Genomic DNA, 23928 nt, shown 5'->3' with positions numbered 1-23928 from the left:
CGGGCGGGTTTCGATACAGGCGCGTCGCGCCCTACTCGACCACCGGGGGCCAGACGGGGTCGTGCAGCTGCTCCTCGAGCACGCGCGCGGGTAGGCCGGACGGCACGTCGTCGAGCGTGGGCGGGTCCCACTTCGGCGAGCGGTCCTTGTCGATGACCTGCGCACGGATGCCCTCGTGCAGGTCGTGCTCGCCGATGAACCACGACACGGCGCGGAACTCCTGTTCGAGCGCGGCCTCGAGGCTCGGCAGCGTGCGAGCGCGGCGCACGGCCTCGAGCGTGACCGCGAGCGCCGTGGGCGAGAGCGTCTCGAGCTCGTCGGCCGCGGCCGCCGCATAGGCGTGGGCCGGTTGGTCGGCCGGATGGGACGACCCGTCGCCCGCGCGGGGCGCGCCCCACGAGGCATCCGCTCGCCCCTCGGCGAACGCCCGCAGGCGGTCGATGATCTCGTGCACGGTCGGCGCCGAGAAGCACGCGTCGACCCACGGGCGTGCGGCGGCGAGCGCCGACGGCCCCGGCGTCTCGTCGAAGAGCATGACGATCTCGGACGGCGTGCCGGGGTCGGCCCGTTCCTCGAGCGCCTGCAGCAGGTGCGGGATGCTCGCGCTCGGCACGAACGCGTCGGCGAAGCCGGCGTGCATGGCGTCGGCGGCGTCCATGGTGCGCGCGTTCAGCGCGAGGTGCGTGCCGAGCTCGCCGGGGGCGCGACCGAGCAGCCACGTGCCGCCGACGTCGGGCGTGAAGCCGATGCGGGTCTCGGGCATCGCGACGCGCGAGCGCTCGGTGACGATGCGGATCGAGGCGTGACCGGCGAGGCCGATGCCGCCGCCCATCGTGATGCCGTCCATGATCGCGACGACGGGCTTCGGGTAGCGCGCGATCGCGGCGTTCAGCCGGTACTCGTCGCGGAAGAAGCGCAGCGCCTCGGCGACGTGCCCGCCGGTGGCGTAGAGGTAGAGCTCGCGGATGTCGCCGCCCGCGCAGAACCCGCGCTCGCCCGCGCCGTCGAGCACGACCATCGAGACCTCGGGGTCGTGCCGCCACGCGTCGAAGACCGCGGTGAGCGCCCGGATCATCTCGTAGCTCAGCGCGTTCAGCGCCTGGGGCCGCTCGAGCGTCAGGTGGCCGACGCCGTCGGCGACGCTCGCGGAGATGTGCTCGCTCACGCTGCAACGGTAGCGGCATCGGTCGGCGCCGCGTACCGTCGCCCCGGGAGGGGTCATGATCGAATCTGCATTCCCCATCGTCGAGGTGCCCGACATGGAGGCCGCGCTGCGGTTCTACCGCGATGGGCTCGGGGCCACGGTCACGTACCGGTACCCGCCCGAGGGCGAGCCGGTCTTCGCGACGCTGCAGGCCGGATCGGCGCAGCTCGGCCTGGGACTCGCCGACGGGGCGACCGCGGGCGAGGGCGCCGGCATCCTGCTGTGGTTCTACGTCGACGACGTCGACGCCGTGACGTCGTCACTGGCGGCGGCCGGCTACCTCGTGATCGAGGAGCCGTCCGACAGCGAGTGGGGCGAGCGGGTGTCGCTCGTGTCCGACCCGTTCGGCACGCGGGTCCGGCTCGGGCAACCGATCGCGCCGCCGCCCGAGGAGGAGTAGCCGGGCAGCCGGCGGGCCCTCGTGGACCGCTCGGCTCCGGCGTAGGATCCCGACGTGGTTCCCGCATCCAACCTCTGGGCGTTCGTGCTGGCCTCGGTGGTGCTCATCGTCATCCCGGGCCCGAGCGTGCTGTTCGTCATCGGCCGATCGTTGGCGCTCGGCCGCATGGGCGGGCTGCTGAGCGTCGTCGGCAACGCGGCCGGCATGCTGCCGCTCGTCGCCGCCGTCGCCCTCGGCGTCGGCACGGTGGTCGCCCAGTCGGTCGTGCTGTTCACGGCCGTCAAGATCGCGGGCGCCCTGTACCTGGTCCACCTCGGCGTGCAGGCGATCCGTCATCGGGCGGATGCCGCGGATGCCGTCACCCGCCCGGTCGCGCCGCGCTCCCCGTGGCGCCTGCTCGGCGAGGGCTTCGTCGTCGGCGTCACGAATCCGAAGACGATCGCGTTCTTCGTCGCGGTGCTGCCGCAGTTCGTCGCGTTCGAGGCGGGCGCGATCCCGCTCCAGATGGCGGTGCTCGGCACGGCGTTCGTCGTGCTGGCGCTCGCGTGCGATTCCCTCTGGGCGCTCGCAGCCGGAACCGCGCGCGACTGGTTCGCGCGCTCGCCGCGCCGCGCGTCGCACCTGGCGGCTTCGGGCGGGGTCATGATGATCGGCCTCGGCGGCGTGCTCGCGCTGTCGGGGAACAAGCACTAGTCGCACCGGCGGACGCCGGGGAACGGGGGAACCATGGCGAAGCAGAAGCAGCAGTGGAGCGAGCTCTCCACGGGTCAGCAGGTCAGGGGCATCGTCGCCGGCGCCGTCCAGCTCGCACTCGCGACCGCCGCGTGGGCGGACCTCGCCAAGCGCGACGCGGACGACGTGAACGGCCGCAAGTGGATCTGGGCGATCGTCATCGCCGTCAACTTCATCGGGCCGATCTCGTACTTCCTGTTCGGGCGCCGGGTCGACTGAGGGGTCGCGCCGCTCAGTCGCGGTTCACGGTCCCCGTGAGGATGCCGCGTCCGAGCGCGTGCGCGAAGCAGCGGATGCCGAGCACCGCGGGCGTGGATGACGGGTCGAGGTCGAGGCTCGGCACGTCCAGCGCGTGCACGACGAACACGTAGCGGTGCTCGCCCGTGCCCCGAGGCGGCGCCGCCCCGCCGAATCCGCGCTCGCCGTCCTCGTTGGCGAGCACCATCGCGCCGTCGGGAAGCGGCGGTCCGCCGGGCGCGCCGACGCCCGCCTCCAGGCTCGTGATCTCGAGCGGCAGGTTCAGCACGGCCCAATGCCACCACCCAGACCCGGTCGGGGCGTCGACGTCGAGGCACGTCACCGCGAAGCCGCGCGTGCGTTCGGGGAACCCGCTCCACGCCAGCTGCGGCGAACGGTCGACGCCGCCGGCCGCGTGGCTCCACTGCGGTCGGGCGAGCGGACCGCCGTCGGCGAAGTCGGCACTGGTCACGGTGAACGAGCCCACGGGTCGGAGCTTCTGCAACGCGTCGTAGGGATCCACGTCGAGCATCACGTACCTCCTGGTCGGCGACGTCCGGGCGGACGGCCCGGTCGGCGGTCGTCGTCAGGGTACGTCGGCGCGGATGCCGCCCTCCGCGCACACGCCGCGTCGCGGCATCCGCTCAGCCGGCGCGCCTAGGATCTCGGGGTGCCGCTGCCCAAGATCCTGCTGTTCTACGCCTTCACGCCGCTCGCCGACCCCGACGCGATCCGGCTGTGGCAGCGCGACCTCGCCGAGTCGCTCGGGCTGCGCGGCCGCGTGCTCGTGTCGAAGGACGGCCTGAACGGCACGCTCGGCGGCGAGATGGGCGCGCTCAAGCGCTACGTGCGGAAGACGAAGGAGTACGCCGGGTTCCGCGGGCTCGACGTGAAGTGGAGCGAGGGCACCGGGCTCGACGATGCGGGGCGCAGCGTCGACTTCCCGAGGCTCAGCGTCAAGGTGCGCGACGAGATCGTCTCGTTCGGCGCGCCGGGTGAACTCGTCGTCGACGAGTCGGGCGTGGTCGGCGGCGGCACGCGCCTCTCGCCCGACGCGCTGCACGAGCTGGTCGCGGAGCGGGGCGACGAGGTCGTCTTCTTCGACGGGCGGAACGCCGTCGAAGCGGCGATCGGCCGGTTCCGAGGTGCGATCGTGCCGCCGACCGAGACGACGCGCGACTTCGTCGGGCTCCTCGACTCGGGCGCGTACGACCACCTCAAGGGGCGGCCCGTCGTGACCTACTGCACGGGCGGCATCCGCTGCGAGGTGCTCTCGAGCCTCATGGCGAACCGCGGCTTCGGCGAGGTGTACCAGCTCGAGGGCGGCATCGTCCGCTACGGCGAGCGCTTCGGCGACGACGGCCTGTGGGAGGGTTCGCTCTACGTGTTCGACGGCCGCGGGTCGGTCGACTTCAGCGACCACGCCGCCGTCGTCGGCGTCTGCGAGGGCTGCGGGAGGCCGACGAACCGCACCGTCAACTGCACGGATGCCTCCTGCCGGACGCAGCTCGTGCGATGCGGAGCCTGCGCCCCGGCGCAGTGCGTCGAGCACGCGGCGGCGTCGGCCTAGCCTCCGCTACCCCGCGTCGCTCTCGAGCACCCGCTTCGCGAGCGCATCGCCGTCGCCCCCGAGGTCGCCGAGGTTGGTGAGCACGACCGCCGCCCGTCCGCCGGTGCGGTCGATGACGAGGCTCGCGGTGAACCCGGCGGTCACTCCCCCGTGCTCGACGAGGGCGTGTCCGTCCGCGGAGTGCTGCAGCCCCCAGAAGTAGCCGATCGAGTCGGCCTCCTCGCCGAGCGCCGGCACGTGGTGCGGCTCGAGCGCGGCGCTCCCGGAGAACGGCCCGTCGAGCACGCCGCTCGCGTACGCGATCATGTCGTCGATCGTCGCGACGAGGCCGCCGGCCGGTGCGTAGGCGCCGAGCGTGGACGGTTCGGCCGGCTCGCCTTCGGCCCGGAACCCGGACGCGAGCGAGGGCGGCGCCTCGCCGTCCTCGACGGGCAGCGACGCCGAGCGCATGCCGAGCGGCCCGAGCAGCCGGTCCTCGAGCAGGGTGCGGTAGTCGGTGCCGGCCGCCGACGCGAGCGCCTGGCCGGCGAGGGCGGCCCCCAGGTTCGAGTACTGGGGCGCGGCATCGGTCGGGATCGGCTCGGCGGCCGCTTCGGCGAGGAGGTCGTCGACGCTCTCGTCGATGACGTCACGGCCGGCGAGGAACCCCGCCTCGACGCGCGCGATCCACCCGGGGTCGCTCGGGAAGGTCGGCAGCCCCGACGTGTGCGAGGCCAGTTCGCGGAAGGTGACGGATGCCGCCGGCGTCTCGCCGAGTGCCAGGTACGAGCCGATCGGGTCGTCGAGCGCCACCTCGCCGCGCTCGATCGCATCGGCGAGGAGCAGCCCGGTGAGCGTCTTGGTGATCGACCCCACCTCGAACGCCGTGGCGGCGTCGGTGCCGTCGCCGAGGAACGCGACGCGTGCGCCGTCCTCGTCCACGAGCGCCACGGCGACCTGCGCTCCGTCCACCGTGGCGAACCGCGGCTCGACGGACGCGATGAGGGTGTCGTCGATGCGCGCGTCGGTGGACCGGGCGGTCACGGGGAGGACGTCGGCGGCGCATCCGGAGAGCATCGGGATCGAGAGGACGACGAGCGATGCGACGAGCAGTCGGACCGTACGGGAGGCGGATCGCGAGGCGGGCACCGGACGACCGTACGCCGCAGCGACCGCCCGGAGCCTCAGGGGTGGCCCGGATCCCGCGGCCCCGCGGGGGCCGCGAATCGGCCGCCCCGGACGCCGGCCCGTCGGGAGGCGCGGGGTCGGCGCTGCCGCGCGAACGCGCGAGCGTCCCGGCTCGAGAGCGCGAGCAGCACGAGGATGTCGAGCGACACGGTGACGAGCGTCGTGCGGACCGTGACCTCCGCGTCGCCGTTGAACGAGGCGATGGCCGCGCCGGTGATGCCGAAGGTCGCGAAGAGCATGACCGCGATGCGGGAGAGGTTCCCCCCGGCCCAGATCCGGACCGCGAACAGGAGCTCCACGAGGAGCACCGCGCTCGAGACGACGATCACGATGGCGAGGGCCAGCCGGGAGGCCTCGGCCGAGTCGGGGTCGTTCGCGATGTCGACGCCGACTTCGTTCAGCAGGAGCTGGTCCCACAGGGCGGCGACCCCGACGATCCACGCGACGCCCGCGAGGACGCGGAGCACCACGAGCCCGGCTCCGAACGCGGTCGCGCTCGGCCGTGGCATCCGCCGGGTGGGTTCGCGCTCGGCCAGCCGCAGGGGCGACTCGAACGACGCGCGCTTCGCGACCGGCTCGGGTCGGGCGGTCGCGGGCGACGGCGCGGCGGACGTCACCGGCTCGCCCGTCGCGGTGTCCCGGGCGTCGACCACGCCGACAGCCCTGGTCGTCGGGCCGATCCGCACCACCGGGAGGTCTCCGTCGGTGCGTATGGTGTCGCCGCCGCCGTTGCGCGAGTGGTAGCCCGTCGAGAAGTCGCGGAGCACCTCGACGCGCACGCCCGGACCCGCCGCCACGAGCGTCGCGACGATGTGGTCGCGCTCGACGTCGATGTCGGCGTCGATCTTGTGCGTCACCTGCAGCGTGAACAGCGAGAAGCCGACCGACCGGTCGAACGTGCCGGCGGCCAGCCAGTCGACGCGCCGACCGCCGGGCAGGAGCCATCCGTCGGGAGTGCGCCAGAACCGCACGTGGTGACGCTTCGCCGGGTTGCCGGCGACCTCCTGCTGGTAGGCGAAGTCCTGCTTCTGCCCGAAGAGGAACAGCGGGCTCACCGGGGCCTCGTCGTAGCTGCGACGGGTGAGGGTGGACGTGATGATCCGCCGGCCGGAGGAGAGCGTGACGTCGTCGGCCCGGGTCCACCCGGGCCGCGCGCATCGCCGCGTGCAGCGCCTCCTCCTCGCCGTCGAACGCGAGGTTCACCGGGTCGCCGAGCAGGCCGTCGCTCGTGCGGGTGCGGCCGATGAAGTAGTCGGGCACGTAGATCGTGGTGAGGATGCGGTGGAGGCGCGGCAGCACGAGGTAGGCGAGGACGAGCCAGAACGCGAGGAAGAACGCGATCCCCGCCCAGCCGAACGCGAACGTCTGGTTGAAGATCAGCCAGGCGAGCCAGGCGGCCGCGAGCCCCGCGAAGACGAAGAAGAACCCGTCGAGGAGGCTCGTGAACGACGTGCGCGGGGGCAGCGGCGGCGGCGGCCTCTCATCGACGCCCTCGACCCGCATGCTCGCATGGTCGCATGACGGGCGCACCCGGTCCGAGACCGCCCACGGCACGGCGCGGCGGCACCGCCTCCCGGCGGCCGCTCGCCGGACGCGCGATCAGGCCGGCCGGAAGCCGGTCGTCTCGGGCGGGGGCGCGTGCCGGATCATGAGGTGGCGCGTGACCGAGTAGTCGAGCAGCGGCTCGATCGACATGTCCTTGCCGAACCCGGATCCCTTGACCCCGCCGTGCGGGGCCTCCGACGCGATCGGCAGGTGGTCGTTCACCCAGGTCACGCCGACGTCGAGCGACTGGCTGACGCGCATCGCGCGGGCGACGTCGGAGGTCCAGACCGACGACGCCAGGCCGTACGCGCTGTCGTTGGCGAGCCGGATGCCCTCGCCCTCGCCGTCGAAGGGCAGCGCGACGAGCACGGGTCCGAAGACCTCGCCCTGCACGATCTCCGACGACTGCGCGGCGCCCACGAGGAGGGTCGGCGCGTAGTACGAGCCGGTGCGGTCGATCGCGTGGCCGCCGACGAGCGCCTCGGCGCCCTCGGCGACGGCCCGCCGCACGAACCCGTCGACGCGATCGCGGTGGCCGCGCGAGATGAGCGGGCCGATGTGGGTGTCGGCGTCCATGGGGTCGCCCGCGACGATGCCGGTGAGCGCCTGACGCAGCGCCGCGACGCCGTCCTCGTACACGGCGCGCTCGAGGTAGACCCGGGTCGCGGCCGTGCAGTCCTGGCCCGTGTTGTACGTCGCGCCGAGCGCGACCGCCTGCGCCATGGCGTCGAGGTCGGCATCCGCGAAGACGATCACCGGCGCCTTGCCGCCGAGCTCGAGGTGCACGCGCTTGACGCCCTCGACGGCGCCGCGCATGACGGCCTTGCCGGTCTGCGTCGACCCCGTGACGCTCACCATGTCGACCTCGCGGTGCGCGACGAGGGCCTGGCCGACCTCGGCGTCGCCGGTGACGACGTTGAAGAGGCCCGACGGCAGCCCCGACTGCACGGCGAGCTCGGCCAGGCGGAGCGTCGTGCGCGGCGTCGCCGGCGCGGGCTTCACGATGACGGCGTTGCCCGCAGCGAGTGCCGGACCGGCCTTCCAGAGGGCCATGATGAGCGGGAAGTTCCACGGCGTGATGCCCGCGACGACGCCCACGGGGCGCCTCGTGAGCACCGACGTGTAGCCGTTCGAGAACGAACCCGCGCCGGTGCCGTCGAGCGAGCGCGCGGCACCCGCGAAGAATCGGAGGTTGTCGATCGCGAAGGGCAGCTCGCCGTCGAACGCGGTGGTCCAGGGCTTGCCGGAGTCCTCGACCTCGAGCGTCGCCAGGTGCTCGGCGTCGGCCTCGATCGCGTCGGCGAGGCGCAGCAGTGCGAGCGACCGCTCCCCCGGCGTCTTCGCGGCCCAGTCGGGCTGGGCCGCGCGGGCCGCGGCGGCGGCCTCGTCGACGTCGGCGAGGCCCGACTCGCGGTAGGCGGCGACCTCCTCCTCGCTCGCGGGGTTCACGATGACGGCGTCGCCGCCCGTTCCGGCGCGGTACTCGCCGATGAACGTGCCGGTGGTGGTCATGGGGTGCCTTTCGGAGGGTCGGGGTCGGAACGCGAGGCCGGTGCGGCCCGCGCTCGAGGGGTCAGGAGTTGAAGCCGAGGCCGAAGCGGTCGAGCGTACGCAGCCACAGGTTGCGGCGCCCCTCGTGGGCGTCGGCGGCGAGGATGCTGCGGCGCGTGTACTGGATGATCGGGTTCCGGAACGGCTCCGGGGGGACGGGGAACGGCCGCCGGCGCACGATGTCGTAGCGGAGGCGCGAGGTCGGCTCGCCCGCGAGGAGGTCGAGGGCGACATCCGCACTGAACCGGGAGGCGCCGACCCCGAGGCCGGTGTGCCCGATCGCGTAGGCGACCCGGCCGCCGCGGGCCGTGCCGTAGGCGGCGGTGAACCGGGTCGTCGAGTCGATCGGCCCGGCCCACCGGTGCGTGAATCGCACCCCTTCGAGCTGCGGGAACGTCTCGGCGAAGTGCCGCGCGAGCAGCGCGTGCGATCCGCCCTGCTGCTCGTACGCCGCGTCGACGCGCCCGCCGCGGTGGTAGACGGCGTCCCAGCCGCCGAACAGGATCCGCCCGTCGGAAGTGGGCCGGTAGTAGTGGAACTGGTTGCCCGCGTCGGTGAGCCCCTGCCCCTCCGCCCAGCCGATCGACTCGCGCTGCGCGCCGGTGAGCGGCTCGGTCATGAGCACGTGGTCGTAGAGCGGCATGATGTACGACCGGAGTCGGCGGAGCGGACCCGGGTATGCGGCCGTCGCGACGATCGCACCGCGCGCATGCACCTCGCCGCCGTCGGTGCGCACCACGACCCCCGCACCGGAGCGGTCGATCCCGGTCACGCGCGACCCGTCGTGGATCCGCACGCCGCGGTGCTCGAGCTCGGCCGCCATGCCCCACGCGAGCCGCGCCGGGTCGACGAGCACCGTGCCCGTGCGGTCGCGCAGCCCGGCGAGGTAGGTCGGCGAGTGCACGTCGGCCTGCACCTCCTCGCGCGACTGCAGCTCGAGCGCGACGCCGTGGCGCGCGCCGAGCTCGGCCGCCTCGCGGAGCCCCGCGACCTGCCACTCCTCGACGGCCAGCGTCGTCTTGCCGACCCGTCGCAGGTCGCAGTCGATGCCCGCTGCCTCGATCGTCCCGACGAGGTCGGCGAGGTTCCGCTCGCCCTCCTCGTGCAGCGCGCCGACCTGGTCGGGCCAGACCATGGTGCCGTGCGCGAGCCCGTGCGTGAGCGACGACGCCACGAATCCGCCGTTGCGGCCGCTGGCCCCGTAGCCGACCCGCTCGGCCTCGAGCACGACGACGGATGCCGCGTCGCCGCGCTCGAGCGCCCGCCACGCCGCCCACAGGCCCGTGAACCCGGCACCCATGACGACGAGGTCTGCCTCCTGCCGTTCGGCGAGCGCCGCGCGCGGCGCCGGCGCCTCGGGACGGTCGGTCCAGTACGGCCGGGGGGCGGCGTCCGAGATCGCCGCGGCCGCGGCATCCGTGGTCGAAGCGCTCACTCGGCCCCCGACGCGCCAGAGGCGGCGGCGACGCCGGCGCCGACCGGGAGCCCGACGCCCGCGATGATCTCGGCCGCCTTCGCGACGCCGTGACGCGAGCGGATGGCGGCGCCCGCCGCCTCGGAGCGGGCACGGAGCGCGTCGTCGGCGAGGATCTCCGTGACCGCAGCGCGCAGCTCGTCGGCCGTGAAGCCGTACGTGTCGAGACGGCGGCCGTAGCCCCGCTCGTCGACGCGCTGGGCGTTGTCGTACTGGTCCCAGAAGAGCGGCAGCAGGATCATCGGCTTGCCGAAGTGCATGGCCTCGGTCGTCGTGTTGTTGCCGCCGTGCGTGATGACGAGGTCGGCGAGCGGCAGGAGCTTGGTCTGCGGCAGGAACTCGGCGCCCCACATGTTGCCGGCGAGCTCGAACTCGTCGTGCAGCGGGCCCTTCGAGACGATGACGTTCACGGGCAGCTCGGCGAGCGCGGCGATCACGCGCTGCATGAGCTCGACGTCGGCCGAGCCGAGCGAGCCGAGGCTGAAGTAGACGAGCGGCCGACTGCCGTCGGTGAACGAGGCGGGCAGGTCGGCGGGCGCCTGCTCGGTCTCGCGCACCGACGAGTCGAGGCGGTGCCAGGTCTCGTCGAGCGGGCGCACGTCGGTGTAGTCGAGCTCCTCGGGGTAGACGTAGAGGTTCGCGTCACCGGTGTGGATGAACTCGAGGTCGGGCAGCGGCGGCGCGCCCTGCTCCTGCACCCAGGCGTCGAAGGACTCCCAGAGGGGACGGTGCGTGCGCTCGTACTCGGCGCGGAACGCGGCCCAGCCCTCGCGATCGTCCTCGCCGAGGCCCGAGAAGACGGGGGCGATGTCGTCGCCGGGCACCTCGAGCGGGTTGCAGCTGACGATGCGCACGAAGGGCACGCCCGCGGTGACGAGCGCGGGGAACGCGAGCACGTTGTCCTCGATGATGACGTCGGGCCGCACGCGCGCGATGATCGCCTTCAGCTGCGGCTCGCAGTACTTCGCCCCGTTCACGAGCTCCTCCCAGATGGGGAGCGTCACGGTCTCGAGCTGCTCGGCGGTCGTCTTCCGGAACTCCGGGGCGACCTCCTTGATGTAGTCCTTCCAGAACTGGCCGGCGTCCTGCTCGGCCTCCTCCTCGCCCTCGACCGGCTCGGGGGCCGGCGCCAGGTCGACGAGGTCCTCCTCGAAGCCGAGCGCGGTGAGCTTGCCCTGCCACGACCGCTCCGCGGCGAAGACCACGCGGTGACCCTGCTTGACCAGCTCGTTGGCGATGCCGATGCAGTTGTTGGTCGGCCCGTAGGCGCTCTCGGGCATGAAGAGGAAGGTGCGGCGAGCGTCGGTCATGGCGACTCCGTTCATCGATTCTTTGCAGCAGGTTATAGAGAATCCAGCACGCCCGAAACCCTGTATTCCAGAGACACTTCGGGCTAACATTGCGGGGCAGTGCAGACAATCTGTCCGCTCGGGAGGGAGCACCATGGCGAGGCCCAAGCGGCAGGAGGAGCGTCGCAGCCAGCTGGTGGCGGCGGCGCAGCGGGCGATCGCGGCGCACGGCCCCGACGGGGCGCGCCTGAACCGCGTCGCGGAGGAGGCGGGGCTCACCTCCGGCGCCGTGCTGTACTACTACCCCGACATCGACGAGCTCATGTTCGAGGCGAACCGGGCCGGCATGGAGCGCTTCTACGAGGGCCGCGTCCGCATGCTCGAGGGCCTGCCCGACGACCCGGTCGTGCGCCTCGTCGCCCTCATCGACTCGGGCCTGCCGAGCGGCTCCGACGACACCGAGGTGCGCCTGCTCTGCGAGCTCGGCGGGTCGGCCGGCCGCAACCCGCTCATGGCGTCGCTGCTCACGACGCTCTACGACCGCCAGGTCGGCATGTACCAGGTCGTGCTCGAGCAGGGCGCCGCACGCGGGCTCTTCACGCTCGCGCAGCCGACGCTCGTGATCGCGCGCAACCTCGTCGCGCTCGAGGACGCGTACGGCTACCGCATCGTCGCCAAGCACCCGACGCTCGACCGCGCCGCGGCGGCCGAGCTCCTGCGCGAGTACGCGCGCCTGGCGACGGGTCACGCGCTGACGTCCTGAGATCGGGGCGGGGCGGATGCCTCGGACTGGCCGGTCACGGCGGGCGACGCGTCTCCGGTCGCGGCGGTGCCAGCGGTGCCCGCTGCCTCGTCCGTGTCCGCCGCGGCCGCGGCATCCGTCACCGGGATCGCCGTCGTCGGGATCGTCGTGCCGTACGACGGCGGTTGCGACGGGTCGCGCGGCACGGCCGTCGCGCGCCCGAACGTGACGCCCACCTCGGCTCCGCGCGCCAGGCGCGTCGCGCCGTGCACGCTCGCGAGGAGCGGCGCCGGGAGCCCGGGGACCTCGACCGAGATCGTCGACGCGCCGCCGAGGAAGTACGTGTCGACGACCGTGCCGCGCAGCCCGCCAGAGACCTCGGTGCCGACGGTCACGTCCTCCGGACGCACGACGGCGGTCGCGGGCGAACCCGCGGCGAGCGCGTGCGATGCGGGCACCGGCCCGATGCCGGGCACGGCCACGCCGTCGGCCGTCGCATCGCCGTCGAGCAGGTTGGCGGTGCCGATGAACGCGGCGACGAACCGCGAGGCGGGCTCGGCGTAGAGCTCCTGCGGGGTCGCGAGCTGCTCGAGGCGACCCTCGTTGAGCACCGCGATGCGGTCGGCCATCGACATGGCCTCCTCCTGGTCGTGCGTGACGACGACGAAGGTGAGGCCGACCTCGTGCTGGAGGCGCTTGAGCTCGAGCTGCATCGACGCGCGCACCTGCCGGTCGAGCGCCGAGAGCGGCTCGTCGAGCAGCAGCAGCTTGGGCCGCTTGATGATCGCGCGCGCGAGCGCGACGCGCTGGCGCTGCCCGCCCGAGAGCTGCGACGGCCGGCGCTTGGCCAGGTGCCCGAGCCGGACGACCTCCATGACCTCGCCGACGCGCGAGCGGATCTCGGCCCGACCGACGCCCTCGGCCTCGAGCCCGTACGCGATGTTCTTCTCGACCGACAGGTGCGGGAACAGCGCGTAGCTCTGGAACATCATGTTCACGGGCCGCTTGTGCGCCGGCAGCGGCAGCAGGTCGAGCCCGTCGACCGTGATGCGGCCGGCGGCCGGCGTCTCGAAGCCGGCGATCGAGCGCAGCAGCGTGGTCTTGCCGCAGCCCGACGGCCCGAGCAGCGCGAAGAACTCGTTGTGCGCGATGTCGAGCGAGATGTCGTGCAGGGCGACGGTGTCGCCGTACACGGCGCGGACGCCGTCGACGCGGAGCAGGGGTTCGGCGGTCATCGTGAGCTTCCTGTCAGTCGGGTGAGGCGCTGCGCCGAGATCACCGCGACGATGCTCACGAGCAGCAGGAGGGTGGCGAGGGCGTTCACCTCGGGCGTGACGCCGAAGCGCACCATGGAGTAGATGACGATCGGCAGCGTCGGCTGCGTCGGCGCGGTCGTGAAGAACGCGATGACGAACTCGTCGAGCGAGAGCGTGAAGGCGAGCAGCGCTCCCGCGACGATGCCGGGTGCGAGCTGGGGCAGGGTGATGCGCAGGAACGTCTTCGCGGGCCCCATCCCGAGGTCGCGCGAGGCCTCCTCGAGGCTCGGGTCGAGGTTCGCCATGCGCGCGAGCACGATCGCGGTCACGAACGCCGTCGCGAAGACGCCGTGCGCGAGGATCACCGAGTGCAGCCCGAGCGTGACGCTCAGCAGCGAGAAGAACGTGAGCAGGCCGATGCCGAGCAGCAGGTCGGGCAGGATCGCCGGCGCGATCGCGAACGCCCGGATGAGCCCGCCGCGCGTGTAGTGGTGGATGCCGTAGGCGAGCAGCGTGCCGAGCACGGTCGCGATGAGCGTCGCCCCCGTCGCCACGATGAGCGTGTTCACGAGCCCCTGCATCATGGCCTCGTCGGCGAAGAGCTCGGGGTACCAGCGCAGCGAGAACCCGGTCCAGACGAACAGGTTGCGCGACTCGTTGAAGCTCATCACGACGACCACGAGGATCGGCAGGTACAGGAACACGTACCCGAGCCACAGGGGCACGAGGATGCCGCGGGGCTTCCGCCGACGCGCCGCCGGCGTGGTCGGCGCGGGCGCGCCATCCGTCATCGGCGTCGCACCCTCGCCGGTGCGATCGGTCGCGGGAGCGGTCGTCTCAGCCACGGCGCGGCCCTTCCGTGATGCGGCGCGAGACCGCCGCCTGGATCACGATGACCACGACGAGCAGCATCGTGAGCACGAGCGCGAGCGTCGCACCGAACGGCCAGTCGCGGGCCTCGTAGAACTGGTCGCGCACGAGGTTGCCGACCATGACGGTCTTGCCGCCGCCGATGAGCTCGGGGATCACGAAGTTCGACATCGCCGGGACGAAGACGAAGATGCATCCGGTCAGCGCGCCCGGCAGCGACAGCGGCAGCGTGACCGTGCGGAATGCGCGCCACGGCGAGGCGCCGAGGTTCGTCGCGGCCTCGCGGAGCGAGGGGTCGAGCTGCTGCAGCGACGCGTAGAGCGGCAGCACCATGAGGGGCAGGTACATGTAGAGGAGCCCGACGACGATCGCCTGCGGCGTGTAGAGCATCGAGATCGGCTCGTCGGTGATCCCGATCGCCTGCAGCCACTGGTTCACGAACCCGGCGTTGTTGAGCAGCAGGATCCACGCGTAGGTGCGGATCAGGAAGTTGGTCCAGAACGGCAGCACGACCGCGATGAGCGCGACCGTCCGCCACTTCGGCGACAGCCCGGCGATGGCGTACGCCATCGGGTAGCCGAGGAGCAGCGCGAGCACGGTGACGATGAACGCGAGCCCGATCGACTGCAGGATGACGCCGACGTACAGCGGTTCGGCGAGCTTCGTCCAGTTGTCGAGCGTGAACTCGAACACGAGGCCGCCGAAGCGGCCGCGCTTGAAGAACGTGTAGAACGCCAGCAGCCCGACCGGGATCGCCATGAAGACGATGAGGAAGATCATGCCGGGCGCGAGGAACGGCGCGGCGGCGAGCCCCCGCCGGGCGCGCTGGGCGCGCACGGCGGGGGTCGCCTGCGGGGTCGTGGTGGTCACGGCGCTCCGGGTCAGTTGGTCGCGAGGACTTCCGCGTTGAGGTCGACGTACTTCAGCGAGTCCTCGCCGAGGTCGACGATCACCTCCTGCTCGAAGAGCTCGTCGACCGTGATGCCGAGGGTCGGGTAGGCCTCGATGAGCGTCGGGTCGAGCGCCTCCATGGCGACCTGGTTCGGCACCTTGTAGAGGATGTTCTCGGCGACCCAGGTCTGCACCTCGGGGTCGAGGATGTAGTCGATGAAGGCCATCGCGGCCTCCTTGTTCTCCGAGCTCTTGAGCACCGTCATCGTGTCGACCCAGAGGTCGGCACCCTCGTCGGGGACCACGAACTGGATGTCGGGGTTCTCGGCGATGCCGTAGTTGCACCAGCCGTCCCACGCCTCGACCATCGCGGCCTCACCGGAGACGAGCTTGGAGTAGAAGGTCGTGTCGTCGTAGGCGAGGAGGGTCGGCTTGGTCTCGAGCAGCTGGGCCTTCGCCTCCTCGAGCTCGGCGTCGTCGGTGGTGTTCACCGAGTAGCCGGCGGCCTTCAGCGCGGGCAGCGCGAGCCAGCGGTCGGTCGAGAGCATCGTCGTCTTGCCCTCGAGCTCGGGCGTCGGGTTCAACAGGTCGTTCCACGACGTCGGGTCGAAGCCCGTGAGGTCGGGACGGTAGCAGAGGCCCGTGGTGCCCCAGGCGTAGGGCTCGGAGTAGACGTTGCCCGGGTCGTAGTCGAGTTCCATCGCCTCGGGGTAGAGGTTCTCCTCGTTCGGGATGAGCTCCTTGTCGAGCTCCTGGAGCAGGCCCTGCTCGGCGAGCGCCTGTGCGTACTGGCCCGACACGAACGCGACGTCGATGCCGGGGTCGGAGCTCGCGGTGAGCTTGGCCACCACGTCCTCGTTGGTGGCGTGGTTCACGATCGTGGTCTTCACGCCCGTGGCCTCCTCGAACTGCTCGGCGAGGTCCTCGGGGTAGTAGTCGGCCCAGATCGAGACCGTGAGCGTCTGCTCGGTGATGTCGGCGCTGGGGTCGATGTCGGAGCCGTCGCCGCCGTCGCTGCCGGCGCAGGACGAGAGGACGAGTGCGAGTGCAGCGGTGCCGGCCGCGGCGATGGAGATGCGACGCATGGTGGGCATGAGGTACCTCCTGGGGACGTCGGAAAGGTTGAGGAATTGTTGCACCGGGCATCAAGAAACCGCAATGGTTTTCCGGACGCTCTAGAGCCGGTTTTGCACAGTTGTTACAATCCGGATTCAATGAACTCCATGCTCGCGGGCGAGCGGCCCGAGATCGCCGGCCGCACGCTCTCCGTCGCGCCCTCCCGCGAGGTCCGGGTCGAGGGCGCCCGACCCGCGGCGGGCGACGGCGTCGCGCGCGAGCTCGCGCGGCTCGTCGATCCGACCGTGCCGACGGATGCCGCGGAGCGGGCGATCGCGGTCGACCAGACGAACACGTCGGTCATCGTCGACGAGCGCCTCGTGGTGAAGGTCGTGGGCCGGTGGGCGGCGGCCGACCGGGCCGCGCACCTCCTCGAGCGACTGGCCGAGGCGAGGTCGACGGATGTCGCCGGCTACGCCGGCCGCGTCGACTGGCAGCATCCGATGCTCGGCACCTCGACGCTCGCGATCGTCACCGAGTACCTGCCCGGCGCACAGGACGGCTGGGACTGGGCGGTCGACGACGTGGTCGCGATGCTCGGCGGTTCCGGGCCGGAGCCCGCCTTCCCAGCGGTGCTCGGCGCCACCGTGGCGCGGCTGCACGACGTGCTCGGCGCCGACGCGACCGCCTCGCCCGACTCGGTTCCGTCCGAGCGCGCGGCGCGCGCCCTCGCGGCGCTCGACGCCGCACTCGAGGCGACCGCCCGCTCCGGCGGCCCGACGGCGGCGCGCCTGGCGAACCGGGCCGAGGCGCTGCGGCGCGACATCCGCTCGCTCGGTGCCGCCGCGCCCGGGCTCGCATTCGACCTGCACGGCGACCTGCACGTCGGGCAGGTGCTGCGCTCCCCCGGCACGCCGCCGCGCTACACGGTGATCGACTTCGACGGCGACCCGCAGCTCGATCCCTCCGAGCGTGGGCGAGCGGATGCCGCCGCGCGCGACGTCGCGCACCTGCTCGTGTCGCTCGACCTCGTCGCGGCCGTCGCGCAGAAGCGCCTCGGGCGCGCCGAGCCGGCCGCGTTCGCGTGGGCCGACCGCGCGCGCAGCGCGCTGCTCGAGGCGTACCGTGCGACCCTCGTGCGGGGCGGACTGTTCGACCCCGCGCTCGTGCCCGGGCTCGAGGCCGAGCAGCTGGCCGCCGAGCTCACGTACGCCGACCGGTTCCTGCCGCGCTGGCGCTACGCGCCCGATGCGGCGATCACGCACCGCTACCCCTCGACCGACGAGCTTCCGGAGGACCCGTGGACACCGCCGCCTTTCGAGCCGACCTCGACCTGATCCCCGAGTCGCTCGGCCGCCTCGCCGACGCGCTCGACGCGGGGCTCGCGGGCCTCGACCGACTCGCACTGCTCGGCGCCTCACGCGTGCTCGTCGTCGGGATGGGCTCGAGCCGCTACGCGGCCGACGTCGTCGCGCGGCGCTTCCGAGCAGTCGGCGCGAACGTGCTCGTCGAGCTCGCGAGCATCGAGCTGCTGCCGCCCGCCGCGCCCGACCTCGTCGTCGTCGCGGTCTCCGCCACGGGCGGGAGCGTCGAGGTGCTGCGCGCGATCGAGCGCTACCGCGGCACCGGCCGCCTCGTCGCGATCACGAACCGGGTCGAGTCGCCCCTCGCCGAGGCGGCCGACGTCGTCGTACCGCTCCACGCCGGCGTCGAGGCGTCGGGCGTCGCGTGCCGCACGTTCCGGGCGACGTTCGCCGTGCTCGACGAGGTGCTCGCGGAGCTCCTCGGCACGGCGCCCGCCGCGCGATTCGACGCGGCGGCCCTGCGACGCGGCGCCGACGCGAACGCGGCGCTGCTCGAGTCATCCGTCGACTGGCTCGATCCCCTCGCCGACCTGCTGACCGGCCCCGACGGCACCTGGACCATCGCCCCCGCCGAGCGCCTCTCGAGCGCGCAGCAGTCGGCGCTCATGCTGCGCGAGGTGCCGCGCCTGGGCGCCTTCGCCTCGGAGACCGGCGACTGGTCGCACGTCGACGTCTACCTCACCAAGACGCAGGACTACCGCGCGCTCGTCTTCGCCGGCTCGGCGTGGGACGCGCAGGCCCTCGACTGGATGCACCAGCGCGGTTCGCGCTTCGCCGCCGTCGGCGGCGCCCTGAACGGCGCCGAGCTCACCGTCCGGTACCCGGGCGACGACGACCCCACTGTCGCGGCCCTCGCCGACACGCTCCTCGGCGAGCTCGTCGCCGATCGCCGGCTCACGGTGCCCGCACCGCACGCCCGCCCGGTCGGCTGAGGTCTTGCCGACGCGCTCGACGAGCTCGCGGCATCCGATCGCCCCGCCGGCGCACTGACCGCCTCGGCGCTTCACTCGCCGAGCAGTTGCAGGAGCGGCCTCAGGCGCGACCACGGCCAGGCCTCCTCGCCGTTGGACAGCAGCACCGCCGCGCGCCCCGCGCGCTGGTCGGCGAGCACCGCGCCGGTGAACCCCTCGGCGGATCCCACGACGTAGACCACGTCGCCGCCGTCCGACGTGAGCTGCTCCCAGAAGTAGCCGATCTCGACCTGCGGCCAGCGCGTCCGGGCGATCGGCTCGAGCGCCGCGCTGTGCGCGAAGGGCCCCTCGAGCACGGCCCGGGCGAGGGCCACGCCGTCGTCGATCGTGACCGTCACCCCGACGGCAGGAGCGTACGCGCCGGTTCCGCGTGCGGCCGCGCGTTCCCCGCGCCGGTCGTGCCCCTGCGCGAGCCCGTCCGGGACCAGGTCCCCGGATTCCACCACGACCGCGTGCTCCATCCCCGCAGGGGCGAGGACCCGCTCGGCCAGCAGGTCGGCGAACCGCACGCCCGTCGCCGCCGCGAGCGACTGGCCGATGAGCGCCGCGTCGAAGTCGCTCGGGTTGTACTCGAGCTCGGGGACCAGGTCGAGCACGGCGACGCGCGCGAGCAGCGCGTCGATGCCGCCCCGGTCGACGGGCCCGGCGTCGGCGGCGACATCCGGTTCGTACGCCCCCGGGCCGAGCGGACTCTGCGGCAGCCCCGAGTGATGGGTCGCGAGATCCCCCAGGCTCAGCGCGCCGGCCGGCGCGTCGCCGAGGTCGAGGTACGCGCCGACCGGGTCCTCGAGCGAGACCTCGCCGCGCTCGACGGCGTCGGCGAGCAGCAACCCGGTGAGCGCCCGGGTCGCCGAGCCGAGGCCGAACCCCGTCGAGGCGTCGGCCGACACGAACGCGGTGCGCTCGCCGGCTCCGTCGATGACCGCGAGGGCGACCCGGTCGCGCGCCTGCGGGTACTGCTCGCGCAGGACGGCGAGCAGTTCCTCATCGCCGGTGAGGAGCTGGTCGACCGGCTGGCCGGAGTAGCACCCCGTCATCGTCGCGACGGCGGCAACGATGCCGACGAGCGCGATACGCGGGTGCGGATGCCGGCGCGCCACGCGGTGCGCGGCCATACGCCGCATGCTACGCCTCGCCGCTGGATGCGCCACCGTCGATTCCGCCCGCAGGGTCCACCGCATGGGAATCCTGCGCACGGCGCCCGGCGCGGCAGCATCCACCGGATCTTCATGCACCAGCGGGACGGGCGGTCGCGGCGCACGTGCCGCGCCGACCGCGGTTAGGCTCGCGACCATGGCCTACGACGTCGCCCGCATCCGCTCCTGGTTCCCGTCGCTCGAGCAGGGCTGGGCGCTCTTCGACGGCCCCGGCGGCACGCAGGCGCCCCGGCAGGTCGGCGAGGCGATCGCGACCACGCTGACCGGCCCGCTCTCGAACCGCGGGCCGCTCGGCGAGTCGGCGCAGCGGGCGGATGCCGCGGTCGCGGCGTTCCGCGACGCGGTCGCCGACTTCACGGGCGCCGACCCCCGCGGCGTCGTGCACGGCCGGAGCGCGACGCAGCTCGTCTACGACTTCTCGCGCCACCTGTCGCGGAGCTGGAGCCCCGGCGACGAGGTCGTCGTCACGCGGCTCGACCACGACTCCAACGTGCGCCCGTGGGTGCAGGCCGCGGAGCGGGCCGGCGCGACCGTCCGCTGGGTGGCGTTCGACCCGGCGACGGGCGAGCTCCCGGTCGACACCGTGGCATCCGCGCTCACCGAGCGCACCCGGCTCGTCGCCGTCACGGCCGCATCCAACCTCATCGGCACGAAGCCCGACGTCGCGGCCATCGCCGACGCGGTGCACGCGGCGGGCGCGCTCCTCTGCGTCGACGGCGTCCACCACGCGGCCCACGAGCTGCCCGACCTCGCCGCGCTCGGCGCCGACTTCCTCACCTGCTCGCCGTACAAGTTCCTCGGCCCGCACTGCGGCGTGCTCGTCGCCGACCCCGCGCTGCTCGAGACGATCGCGCCCGACAAGCTCCTCCCCTCGACCGACGTCGTGCCCGAGCGCTTCGAGTTCGGGACGCTGCCGTACGAGATGCTCGCCGGCGTGACGGCCGCGATCGACGTGCTCGCCTCGCTCGACGCCGACGCCGACGCCGATGCCGCGACCCCGCGCCGCGCGCGCCTCGCCGCGTCGTACGCCGCCCTGCACGAGCACGAGTCCCGCCTGCTCGCCCGCCTCGAGTCGGCGCTCGCCGACCTGCCGGGCACGACCGTGCACTCGCGCGCCGCGCGGCGCACCCCGACGCTGCTCGCGACCTTCGCCGGCCACGAGGCATCCGTGGTCTCGGAGGCGCTCGCGGCCGACCGGGTGCTCGCCCCGAGCGGGAACTTCTACGCGCTCGAGGCGTCGCGGCACCTCGGGCTCGGCGACGCCGGCGGCCTGCGCATCGGGCTCGCCCCGTACACCGACGACGACGACGTCGACCGGCTGATCGACGGGCTCCGCCGCGCGACGGCTGCCTGACCCGCGCCGCGACCGCCGGACCCGCGGAACCGGGGCGTTTCCTCCGCCCGATGCGCCCGCGGGCAATAGTCTGGGCGCATGACCCCCGCCGAAGCCGGCGCCGAACTGCGCCGACTGCACGTCGATGACGAACTGCTCCAGGTCGTCAACGTCTGGGACGTGGTGAGCGCGACCGCCGTCGCCGCGCTGCCGGAGACCCGCGCCCTCGCGACCGCGAGCCATTCGATCGCCGCCGTCTTCGGGTACCCCGACGGCGAGCACATCTCCGTCGACCTCATGCTCGACCTCGCCGGCCGCATCGCGCGGGCCGTCGACGTGCCCGTCAGCGCCGACCTCGAGGCAGGCTACGGCGACCCCGGCGAGACGATCCGGCGCGCGATCGGCGAGGGGATCGTCGGCGCCAACCTCGAGGACCAGCTGAAGCCGTTGGACGACGCGGTCGCGGCGGTGGCCGCGGCCGTGGCGGCGGCCGGCGCGGAGGGCGTGCCGTTCGCGCTCAACGCCCGCACCGACGCCTTCCTCCGCGGCGGCGACCGGCCGCTCGCGGCCCGGACCGCCGACGCCATCGAGCGCGGCCGCGCCTACCTCGACGCCGGCGCAACCTGCGTGTTCGTCCCCGGGAACTTCGGCGAGGAGGTCATCGCCGGCCTGGTCGAGGGCATCGGATGGCGGCGGGTCAGCGTCATCGGGCTGCCCGACGTCCCTCCGCCCGACCGGCTCGCCGAACTCGGCGTCGCGCGCGTCTCCTACGGCCCGATCACGCAGCGGGTGGCGCTCGGAGCGCTGCAGGACCTCGCGGCGATGCTCTACTCCGGCGGCGTCCCGCCACGCGGCATCCGCCCACTCAACTGACAACGCCGCCACGGTCGTCACCGGCCGACCGGCACATCGAGAGGATCGCGCATGGGCGATGGCACCACCATCGAGATCACCGGACTCACCAAGCGCTTCGGCGCCGTGACCGCGGTCGACGACCTGACCTTCACGGTCGAACCCGGTCGCGTGACCGGCTTCCTCGGCCCGAACGGCGCGGGCAAGACCACCACGCTGCGGACGCTCCTCGGCCTCATCCGCCCGACGGCCGGGTCGGCGACGTTCGGCGGCACCGCGTACCGCGACCTGAGGAAGCCGCTCGAGACCGTCGGCGCGGCGCTCGACGCGGCCTTCCATCCGGGACGGACGGCCCGCAACCACCTGCGCGTGACGGCGACCGCCGCCGGCATCCGCTCGTCACGCGTCGACGAGGTGCTCGAGCAGGTCGGCATGTCGGAGTTCGCGAACCGTCGCGTCGGGGGCTTCTCGCTCGGCATGCGACAACGGCTCGCGCTCGCGACCACCTTGCTCGGCGATCCGCGCGTGCTCGTCCTCGACGAGCCCATCAACGGCCTCGACCCCGAGGGCATCAAGTGGATCCGCGGGTTCCTCCAGTCGCTCGCACGCGACGGCCGCACGGTGCTCGTGAGCTCGCACCTCCTGAGCGAGGTGCAGCAGTCCGTCGACGAGGTCGTCATCATCTCCCGCGGGCGGCTCGTGCGCACCGGCACGCTGTCGAGCCTGGAACTCGACGCGTCGCCGCGGACCGTGGTCGACTCGCCCGACCGGCCGCGGCTCGTCGCGGCGCTCGACCAGGCCGGACTCGAGCACACCGAGGGGCGCGGCGGACTCATCGTCGCCGAACCCGATCCCGCCGTCGTCGGGCACGCCGCGTTCGTGGGCGGCGTCGAGGTGAGCTCGCTGCACCGGCTGAAGTCCGGTCTCGAGGAGTCGTTCCTCGCCCTCGTGGGCGATGGTGAGGGTGAGGGTGAGGCGTGATGTCGGTCGTTCGGTCCGTCGGGGCGGAGTTCCAGAAGGTCCTCACCACGCGCATGTGGTGGCTGCTCGCGATCGTCCTCGTCGGGTACGTCGGGCTCATGTCCGGCGGGTTCGGCGCGTTCCTCGGCTGGGCGACGCAGAACCCGGATGCCGCGGCCTCGGCCGGCAACGCCACGACACTGCCGCCCGGGCTCGAACTGGCCCCGCTGCTCTACAGCTTCGCCTCCTCCATCGGGTACGTCTTCCCGGTCCTCCTCGGCGCCCTCGCGGTGACGACCGAGTTCCGCCACCGCACGCTGACGACGACGTTCCTCGCCGAGCCGCACCGCACGACGGTCCTCTCGGGCAAGTTCGTCTCCGAGCTCATCGTCGGCGCCGTGTTCGGCGTCATCGGGTTCGCCACCTCGGTCGCCTCGGGCGCGGCCGCGCTCGCGGCGTTCGATCTCGACACCGGGCTCGACTCGAGCGACACGTGGGCGCTCGTCGGACGCGGCATCCTCGCCCTGGCCCTCTGGGGCGCGATCGGCGTCGGGCTCGGGGCGCTGGTGCCGAACCAGGTCGCCGCGATCGTCATCGTCATCGCGTTCACCCAGTTCGTCGAGCCGGTGCTGCGGCTCGCGGCATCCCTCAACGACGTGACCGCGAGCATCGGCCGGTACCTGCCGGGGGCCGCCAGCGACGCACTCGTCGGCGCCTCGTTCTACAACGTGGCCTCGCTGGGCTCGAGCGACGCGCTCGAGTGGTGGCAGGGCGGGCTGGTGCTGTTCGGCATCGCCGTGGTGACCACGGTCATCGGCGGGGCGACGACCTGGCGGCGCGACGTATCCTGAGCGGCGCGCTCGGGCGTAGCATCCGTCCATGGACGTCCTCGCGATCGTCGGCTCCGTCGTCGTGGTGCTCGCCGCGCTGCTGCACGTGTTCATCTTCGTGCTCGAGAGCGTGCGGTGGATGCAGCCGTCCACCTGGCGCGTGTTCGGCGTGCGCGATCGGGAGCAGGCCGAGGTGCTGCGACCGATGGCGTACAACCAGGGGTTCTACAACCTGTTCCTCGCGATCGGCGCGCTCGCGGGCGTCTGGCTCTACTGGACGGACCTGCCCCGCGCCGGGCTCGCGCTGACGCTGTTCACGACGGCGTGCATGGCCGCGGCCGCGGTCGTGCTGACGACGACCGGACCCGGGTACCTGCGGCCGGCGCTCGTGCAGGGCACGCTGCCGCTCATCGGGTTCGTGCTGCTGCTGCTCGCCTGAGCGCGGCGGGGCGTCGCCGACGGGGCGCCCACCGCCGC

The 23928-nt window shown here is 73.1% G+C and carries 23 protein-coding genes and 2 pseudogenes; 12 read left to right on the top strand and 13 right to left on the bottom strand.

Going from position 1 to position 23928, the window contains the following annotated elements:
* Positions 1–31: 31 nt before the first annotated feature.
* A complete protein-coding gene (locus ACQ393_RS11610; protein WP_430646980.1) occupies positions 32–1165 on the bottom strand; it encodes an enoyl-CoA hydratase/isomerase family protein in 1134 nt (377 codons plus the stop codon).
* A gap of 49 nt (positions 1166–1214) precedes the next feature.
* On the opposite strand from ACQ393_RS11610, the pseudogene ACQ393_RS11605 reads away from it, so the two are divergent.
* The 3 genes and pseudogenes from ACQ393_RS11605 to ACQ393_RS11595 all read left to right on the top strand — a co-directional run.
* A pseudogene (locus ACQ393_RS11605) lies at positions 1215–1604 on the top strand (VOC family protein); the annotation flags it as partial.
* A gap of 54 nt (positions 1605–1658) precedes the next feature.
* Positions 1659–2297, top strand: a complete 639-nt coding sequence (locus ACQ393_RS11600) for a LysE family translocator (protein WP_430646979.1) — start codon at positions 1659–1661, stop codon at positions 2295–2297.
* Between the two features lie 33 nt (positions 2298–2330).
* Positions 2331–2555, top strand: coding sequence for a PLD nuclease N-terminal domain-containing protein (locus tag ACQ393_RS11595; RefSeq protein ID WP_430646978.1), 225 nt, complete (start codon positions 2331–2333; stop codon positions 2553–2555).
* 13 nt (positions 2556–2568) lie between these two features.
* Here the strand turns inward: ACQ393_RS11595 and ACQ393_RS11590 are convergent, their stop codons facing one another.
* The gene (locus ACQ393_RS11590) at positions 2569–3105 is read right to left on the bottom strand and encodes a YbhB/YbcL family Raf kinase inhibitor-like protein (protein WP_430646977.1); all 537 of its coding nucleotides are present in this window, start codon (positions 3103–3105) and stop codon (positions 2569–2571) included.
* 138 nt (positions 3106–3243) lie between these two features.
* Here ACQ393_RS11590 and ACQ393_RS11585 point away from each other — a divergent pair, with 138 nt between their 5' ends.
* Positions 3244–4143, top strand: coding sequence for a rhodanese-related sulfurtransferase (locus ACQ393_RS11585; RefSeq protein ID WP_430646976.1), 900 nt, complete (start codon positions 3244–3246; stop codon positions 4141–4143).
* A gap of 6 nt (positions 4144–4149) precedes the next feature.
* Here ACQ393_RS11585 and ACQ393_RS11580 read toward each other — a convergent pair whose 3' ends face one another.
* From ACQ393_RS11580 to ACQ393_RS11555, 6 genes and pseudogenes are all read right to left on the bottom strand, one after another.
* Complete coding sequence (locus ACQ393_RS11580) at positions 4150–5271, bottom strand: serine hydrolase domain-containing protein (protein ID WP_430647029.1); 1122 nt, start codon at positions 5269–5271, stop codon at positions 4150–4152.
* Between the two features lie 35 nt (positions 5272–5306).
* On the bottom strand, positions 5307–6407 hold the full coding sequence (locus tag ACQ393_RS11575; RefSeq protein WP_430647028.1) for an LssY C-terminal domain-containing protein: 1101 nt from the start codon (positions 6405–6407) through the stop codon (positions 5307–5309).
* Positions 6408–6522: 115 nt separating this feature from the next.
* Positions 6523–6813, bottom strand: a pseudogene (locus ACQ393_RS11570) (LssY C-terminal domain-containing protein); the annotation flags it as partial.
* A 96-nt stretch (positions 6814–6909) separates the two neighbouring features.
* On the bottom strand, positions 6910–8367 hold the full coding sequence (locus ACQ393_RS11565; RefSeq protein WP_430646975.1) for an aminobutyraldehyde dehydrogenase: 1458 nt from the start codon (positions 8365–8367) through the stop codon (positions 6910–6912).
* 61 nt (positions 8368–8428) lie between these two features.
* Positions 8429–9841 (bottom strand): NAD(P)/FAD-dependent oxidoreductase, encoded by a 1413-nt coding sequence (locus ACQ393_RS11560; RefSeq protein WP_430646974.1) that lies wholly within the window; start codon positions 9839–9841, stop codon positions 8429–8431.
* On the bottom strand, positions 9838–11190 hold the full coding sequence (locus tag ACQ393_RS11555) for a glycosyltransferase (protein WP_430646973.1): 1353 nt from the start codon (positions 11188–11190) through the stop codon (positions 9838–9840). The genes ACQ393_RS11560 and ACQ393_RS11555 overlap by 4 nt, the downstream gene beginning before the upstream one ends.
* A gap of 133 nt (positions 11191–11323) precedes the next feature.
* Between ACQ393_RS11555 and ACQ393_RS11550 the strand changes: the two genes are divergently transcribed.
* Positions 11324–11932, top strand: a complete 609-nt coding sequence (locus ACQ393_RS11550; RefSeq protein WP_430646972.1) for a TetR/AcrR family transcriptional regulator — start codon at positions 11324–11326, stop codon at positions 11930–11932.
* Here the strand turns inward: ACQ393_RS11550 and ACQ393_RS11545 are convergent.
* Genes ACQ393_RS11545 through ACQ393_RS11530 form a run of 4 tightly spaced genes read right to left on the bottom strand, consistent with a single transcriptional unit; the run spans position 11914 to position 16022 of the window.
* The gene (locus ACQ393_RS11545; protein WP_430646971.1) at positions 11914–13146 is read right to left on the bottom strand and encodes an ABC transporter ATP-binding protein; all 1233 of its coding nucleotides are present in this window, start codon (positions 13144–13146) and stop codon (positions 11914–11916) included. The genes ACQ393_RS11550 and ACQ393_RS11545 overlap by 19 nt on opposite strands.
* Positions 13143–14012 (bottom strand): ABC transporter permease, encoded by an 870-nt coding sequence (locus ACQ393_RS11540; RefSeq protein WP_430646970.1) that lies wholly within the window; start codon positions 14010–14012, stop codon positions 13143–13145. The genes ACQ393_RS11545 and ACQ393_RS11540 overlap by 4 nt, the downstream gene beginning before the upstream one ends.
* The gene (locus ACQ393_RS11535; protein ID WP_430646969.1) at positions 14005–14907 is read right to left on the bottom strand and encodes an ABC transporter permease; all 903 of its coding nucleotides are present in this window, start codon (positions 14905–14907) and stop codon (positions 14005–14007) included. Before ACQ393_RS11535 ends, ACQ393_RS11540 begins: the two co-directional genes overlap by 8 nt.
* An 11-nt stretch (positions 14908–14918) precedes the next feature.
* Positions 14919–16022, bottom strand: a complete 1104-nt coding sequence (locus ACQ393_RS11530; protein WP_430646968.1) for a polyamine ABC transporter substrate-binding protein — start codon at positions 16020–16022, stop codon at positions 14919–14921.
* Between the two features lie 120 nt (positions 16023–16142).
* On the opposite strand from ACQ393_RS11530, the gene ACQ393_RS11525 reads away from it, so the two are divergent.
* Complete coding sequence (locus ACQ393_RS11525; protein ID WP_430646967.1) at positions 16143–17321, top strand: hypothetical protein; 1179 nt, start codon at positions 16143–16145, stop codon at positions 17319–17321.
* Positions 17285–18280, top strand: a complete 996-nt coding sequence (locus tag ACQ393_RS11520) for an SIS domain-containing protein (protein WP_430646966.1) — start codon at positions 17285–17287, stop codon at positions 18278–18280. Before ACQ393_RS11525 ends, ACQ393_RS11520 begins: the two co-directional genes overlap by 37 nt.
* A gap of 71 nt (positions 18281–18351) precedes the next feature.
* Here ACQ393_RS11520 and ACQ393_RS11515 read toward each other — a convergent pair whose 3' ends face one another.
* The gene (locus tag ACQ393_RS11515) at positions 18352–19434 is read right to left on the bottom strand and encodes a serine hydrolase domain-containing protein (RefSeq protein ID WP_430646965.1); all 1083 of its coding nucleotides are present in this window, start codon (positions 19432–19434) and stop codon (positions 18352–18354) included.
* 178 nt (positions 19435–19612) lie between these two features.
* On the opposite strand from ACQ393_RS11515, the gene ACQ393_RS11510 reads away from it, so the two are divergent.
* From ACQ393_RS11510 to ACQ393_RS11490, 5 genes are all read left to right on the top strand, one after another.
* Positions 19613–20830: a cysteine desulfurase-like protein gene (locus ACQ393_RS11510; protein WP_430646964.1), complete on the top strand. Its 1218-nt coding sequence runs from the start codon at positions 19613–19615 to the stop codon at positions 20828–20830.
* 78 nt (positions 20831–20908) lie between these two features.
* Entirely contained in the window at positions 20909–21682 is a 774-nt protein-coding gene (locus ACQ393_RS11505; RefSeq protein WP_430646963.1) for an isocitrate lyase/PEP mutase family protein, read from the top strand.
* A 51-nt stretch (positions 21683–21733) separates the two neighbouring features.
* A complete protein-coding gene (locus ACQ393_RS11500) occupies positions 21734–22642 on the top strand; it encodes an ATP-binding cassette domain-containing protein (protein WP_430646962.1) in 909 nt (302 codons plus the stop codon).
* The gene (locus ACQ393_RS11495) at positions 22642–23472 is read left to right on the top strand and encodes an ABC transporter permease (protein ID WP_430646961.1); all 831 of its coding nucleotides are present in this window, start codon (positions 22642–22644) and stop codon (positions 23470–23472) included. Before ACQ393_RS11500 ends, ACQ393_RS11495 begins: the two co-directional genes overlap by 1 nt.
* 28 nt (positions 23473–23500) lie before the next feature.
* Entirely contained in the window at positions 23501–23890 is a 390-nt protein-coding gene (locus ACQ393_RS11490) for a DUF1304 domain-containing protein (RefSeq protein ID WP_430646960.1), read from the top strand.
* Positions 23891–23928 lie beyond the last annotated feature (38 nt).

The organism is Agromyces sp. GXS1127, assembly GCF_050565425.1.
In the GTDB taxonomy this organism is placed as follows: domain Bacteria; phylum Actinomycetota; class Actinomycetes; order Actinomycetales; family Microbacteriaceae; genus Agromyces.
The sequence above is the reverse complement of the archived record's forward strand: the minus strand, read 5'-3'. Positions and strand labels throughout refer to the sequence as shown.

Bases quoted from the DNA above. Each gene is read 5' to 3' on its own strand.
- ACQ393_RS11505 (WP_430646963.1), top strand. From the start codon at position 20,909: ATGACCCCCGCCGAAGCCGGCGCCGAACTGCGCCGACTGCACGTCGAT.
- ACQ393_RS11545 (WP_430646971.1), bottom strand. From the start codon at position 13,146: ATGACCGCCGAACCCCTGCTCCGCGTCGACGGCGTCCGCGCCGTGTAC.
- ACQ393_RS11510 (WP_430646964.1), top strand. From the start codon at position 19,613: ATGGCCTACGACGTCGCCCGCATCCGCTCCTGGTTCCCGTCGCTCGAG.
- ACQ393_RS11595 (WP_430646978.1), top strand. From the start codon at position 2,331: ATGGCGAAGCAGAAGCAGCAGTGGAGCGAGCTCTCCACGGGTCAGCAG.
- ACQ393_RS11500 (WP_430646962.1), top strand. From the start codon at position 21,734: ATGGGCGATGGCACCACCATCGAGATCACCGGACTCACCAAGCGCTTC.
- ACQ393_RS11555 (WP_430646973.1), bottom strand. From the start codon at position 11,190: ATGACCGACGCTCGCCGCACCTTCCTCTTCATGCCCGAGAGCGCCTAC.
- ACQ393_RS11530 (WP_430646968.1), bottom strand. From the start codon at position 16,022: ATGCCCACCATGCGTCGCATCTCCATCGCCGCGGCCGGCACCGCTGCA.
- ACQ393_RS11495 (WP_430646961.1), top strand. From the start codon at position 22,642: ATGTCGGTCGTTCGGTCCGTCGGGGCGGAGTTCCAGAAGGTCCTCACC.
- ACQ393_RS11490 (WP_430646960.1), top strand. From the start codon at position 23,501: ATGGACGTCCTCGCGATCGTCGGCTCCGTCGTCGTGGTGCTCGCCGCG.
- ACQ393_RS11565 (WP_430646975.1), bottom strand. From the start codon at position 8,367: ATGACCACCACCGGCACGTTCATCGGCGAGTACCGCGCCGGAACGGGC.
- ACQ393_RS11550 (WP_430646972.1), top strand. From the start codon at position 11,324: ATGGCGAGGCCCAAGCGGCAGGAGGAGCGTCGCAGCCAGCTGGTGGCG.
- ACQ393_RS11525 (WP_430646967.1), top strand. From the start codon at position 16,143: ATGAACTCCATGCTCGCGGGCGAGCGGCCCGAGATCGCCGGCCGCACG.
- ACQ393_RS11590 (WP_430646977.1), bottom strand. From the start codon at position 3,105: ATGCTCGACGTGGATCCCTACGACGCGTTGCAGAAGCTCCGACCCGTG.
- ACQ393_RS11515 (WP_430646965.1), bottom strand. From the start codon at position 19,434: ATGGCCGCGCACCGCGTGGCGCGCCGGCATCCGCACCCGCGTATCGCG.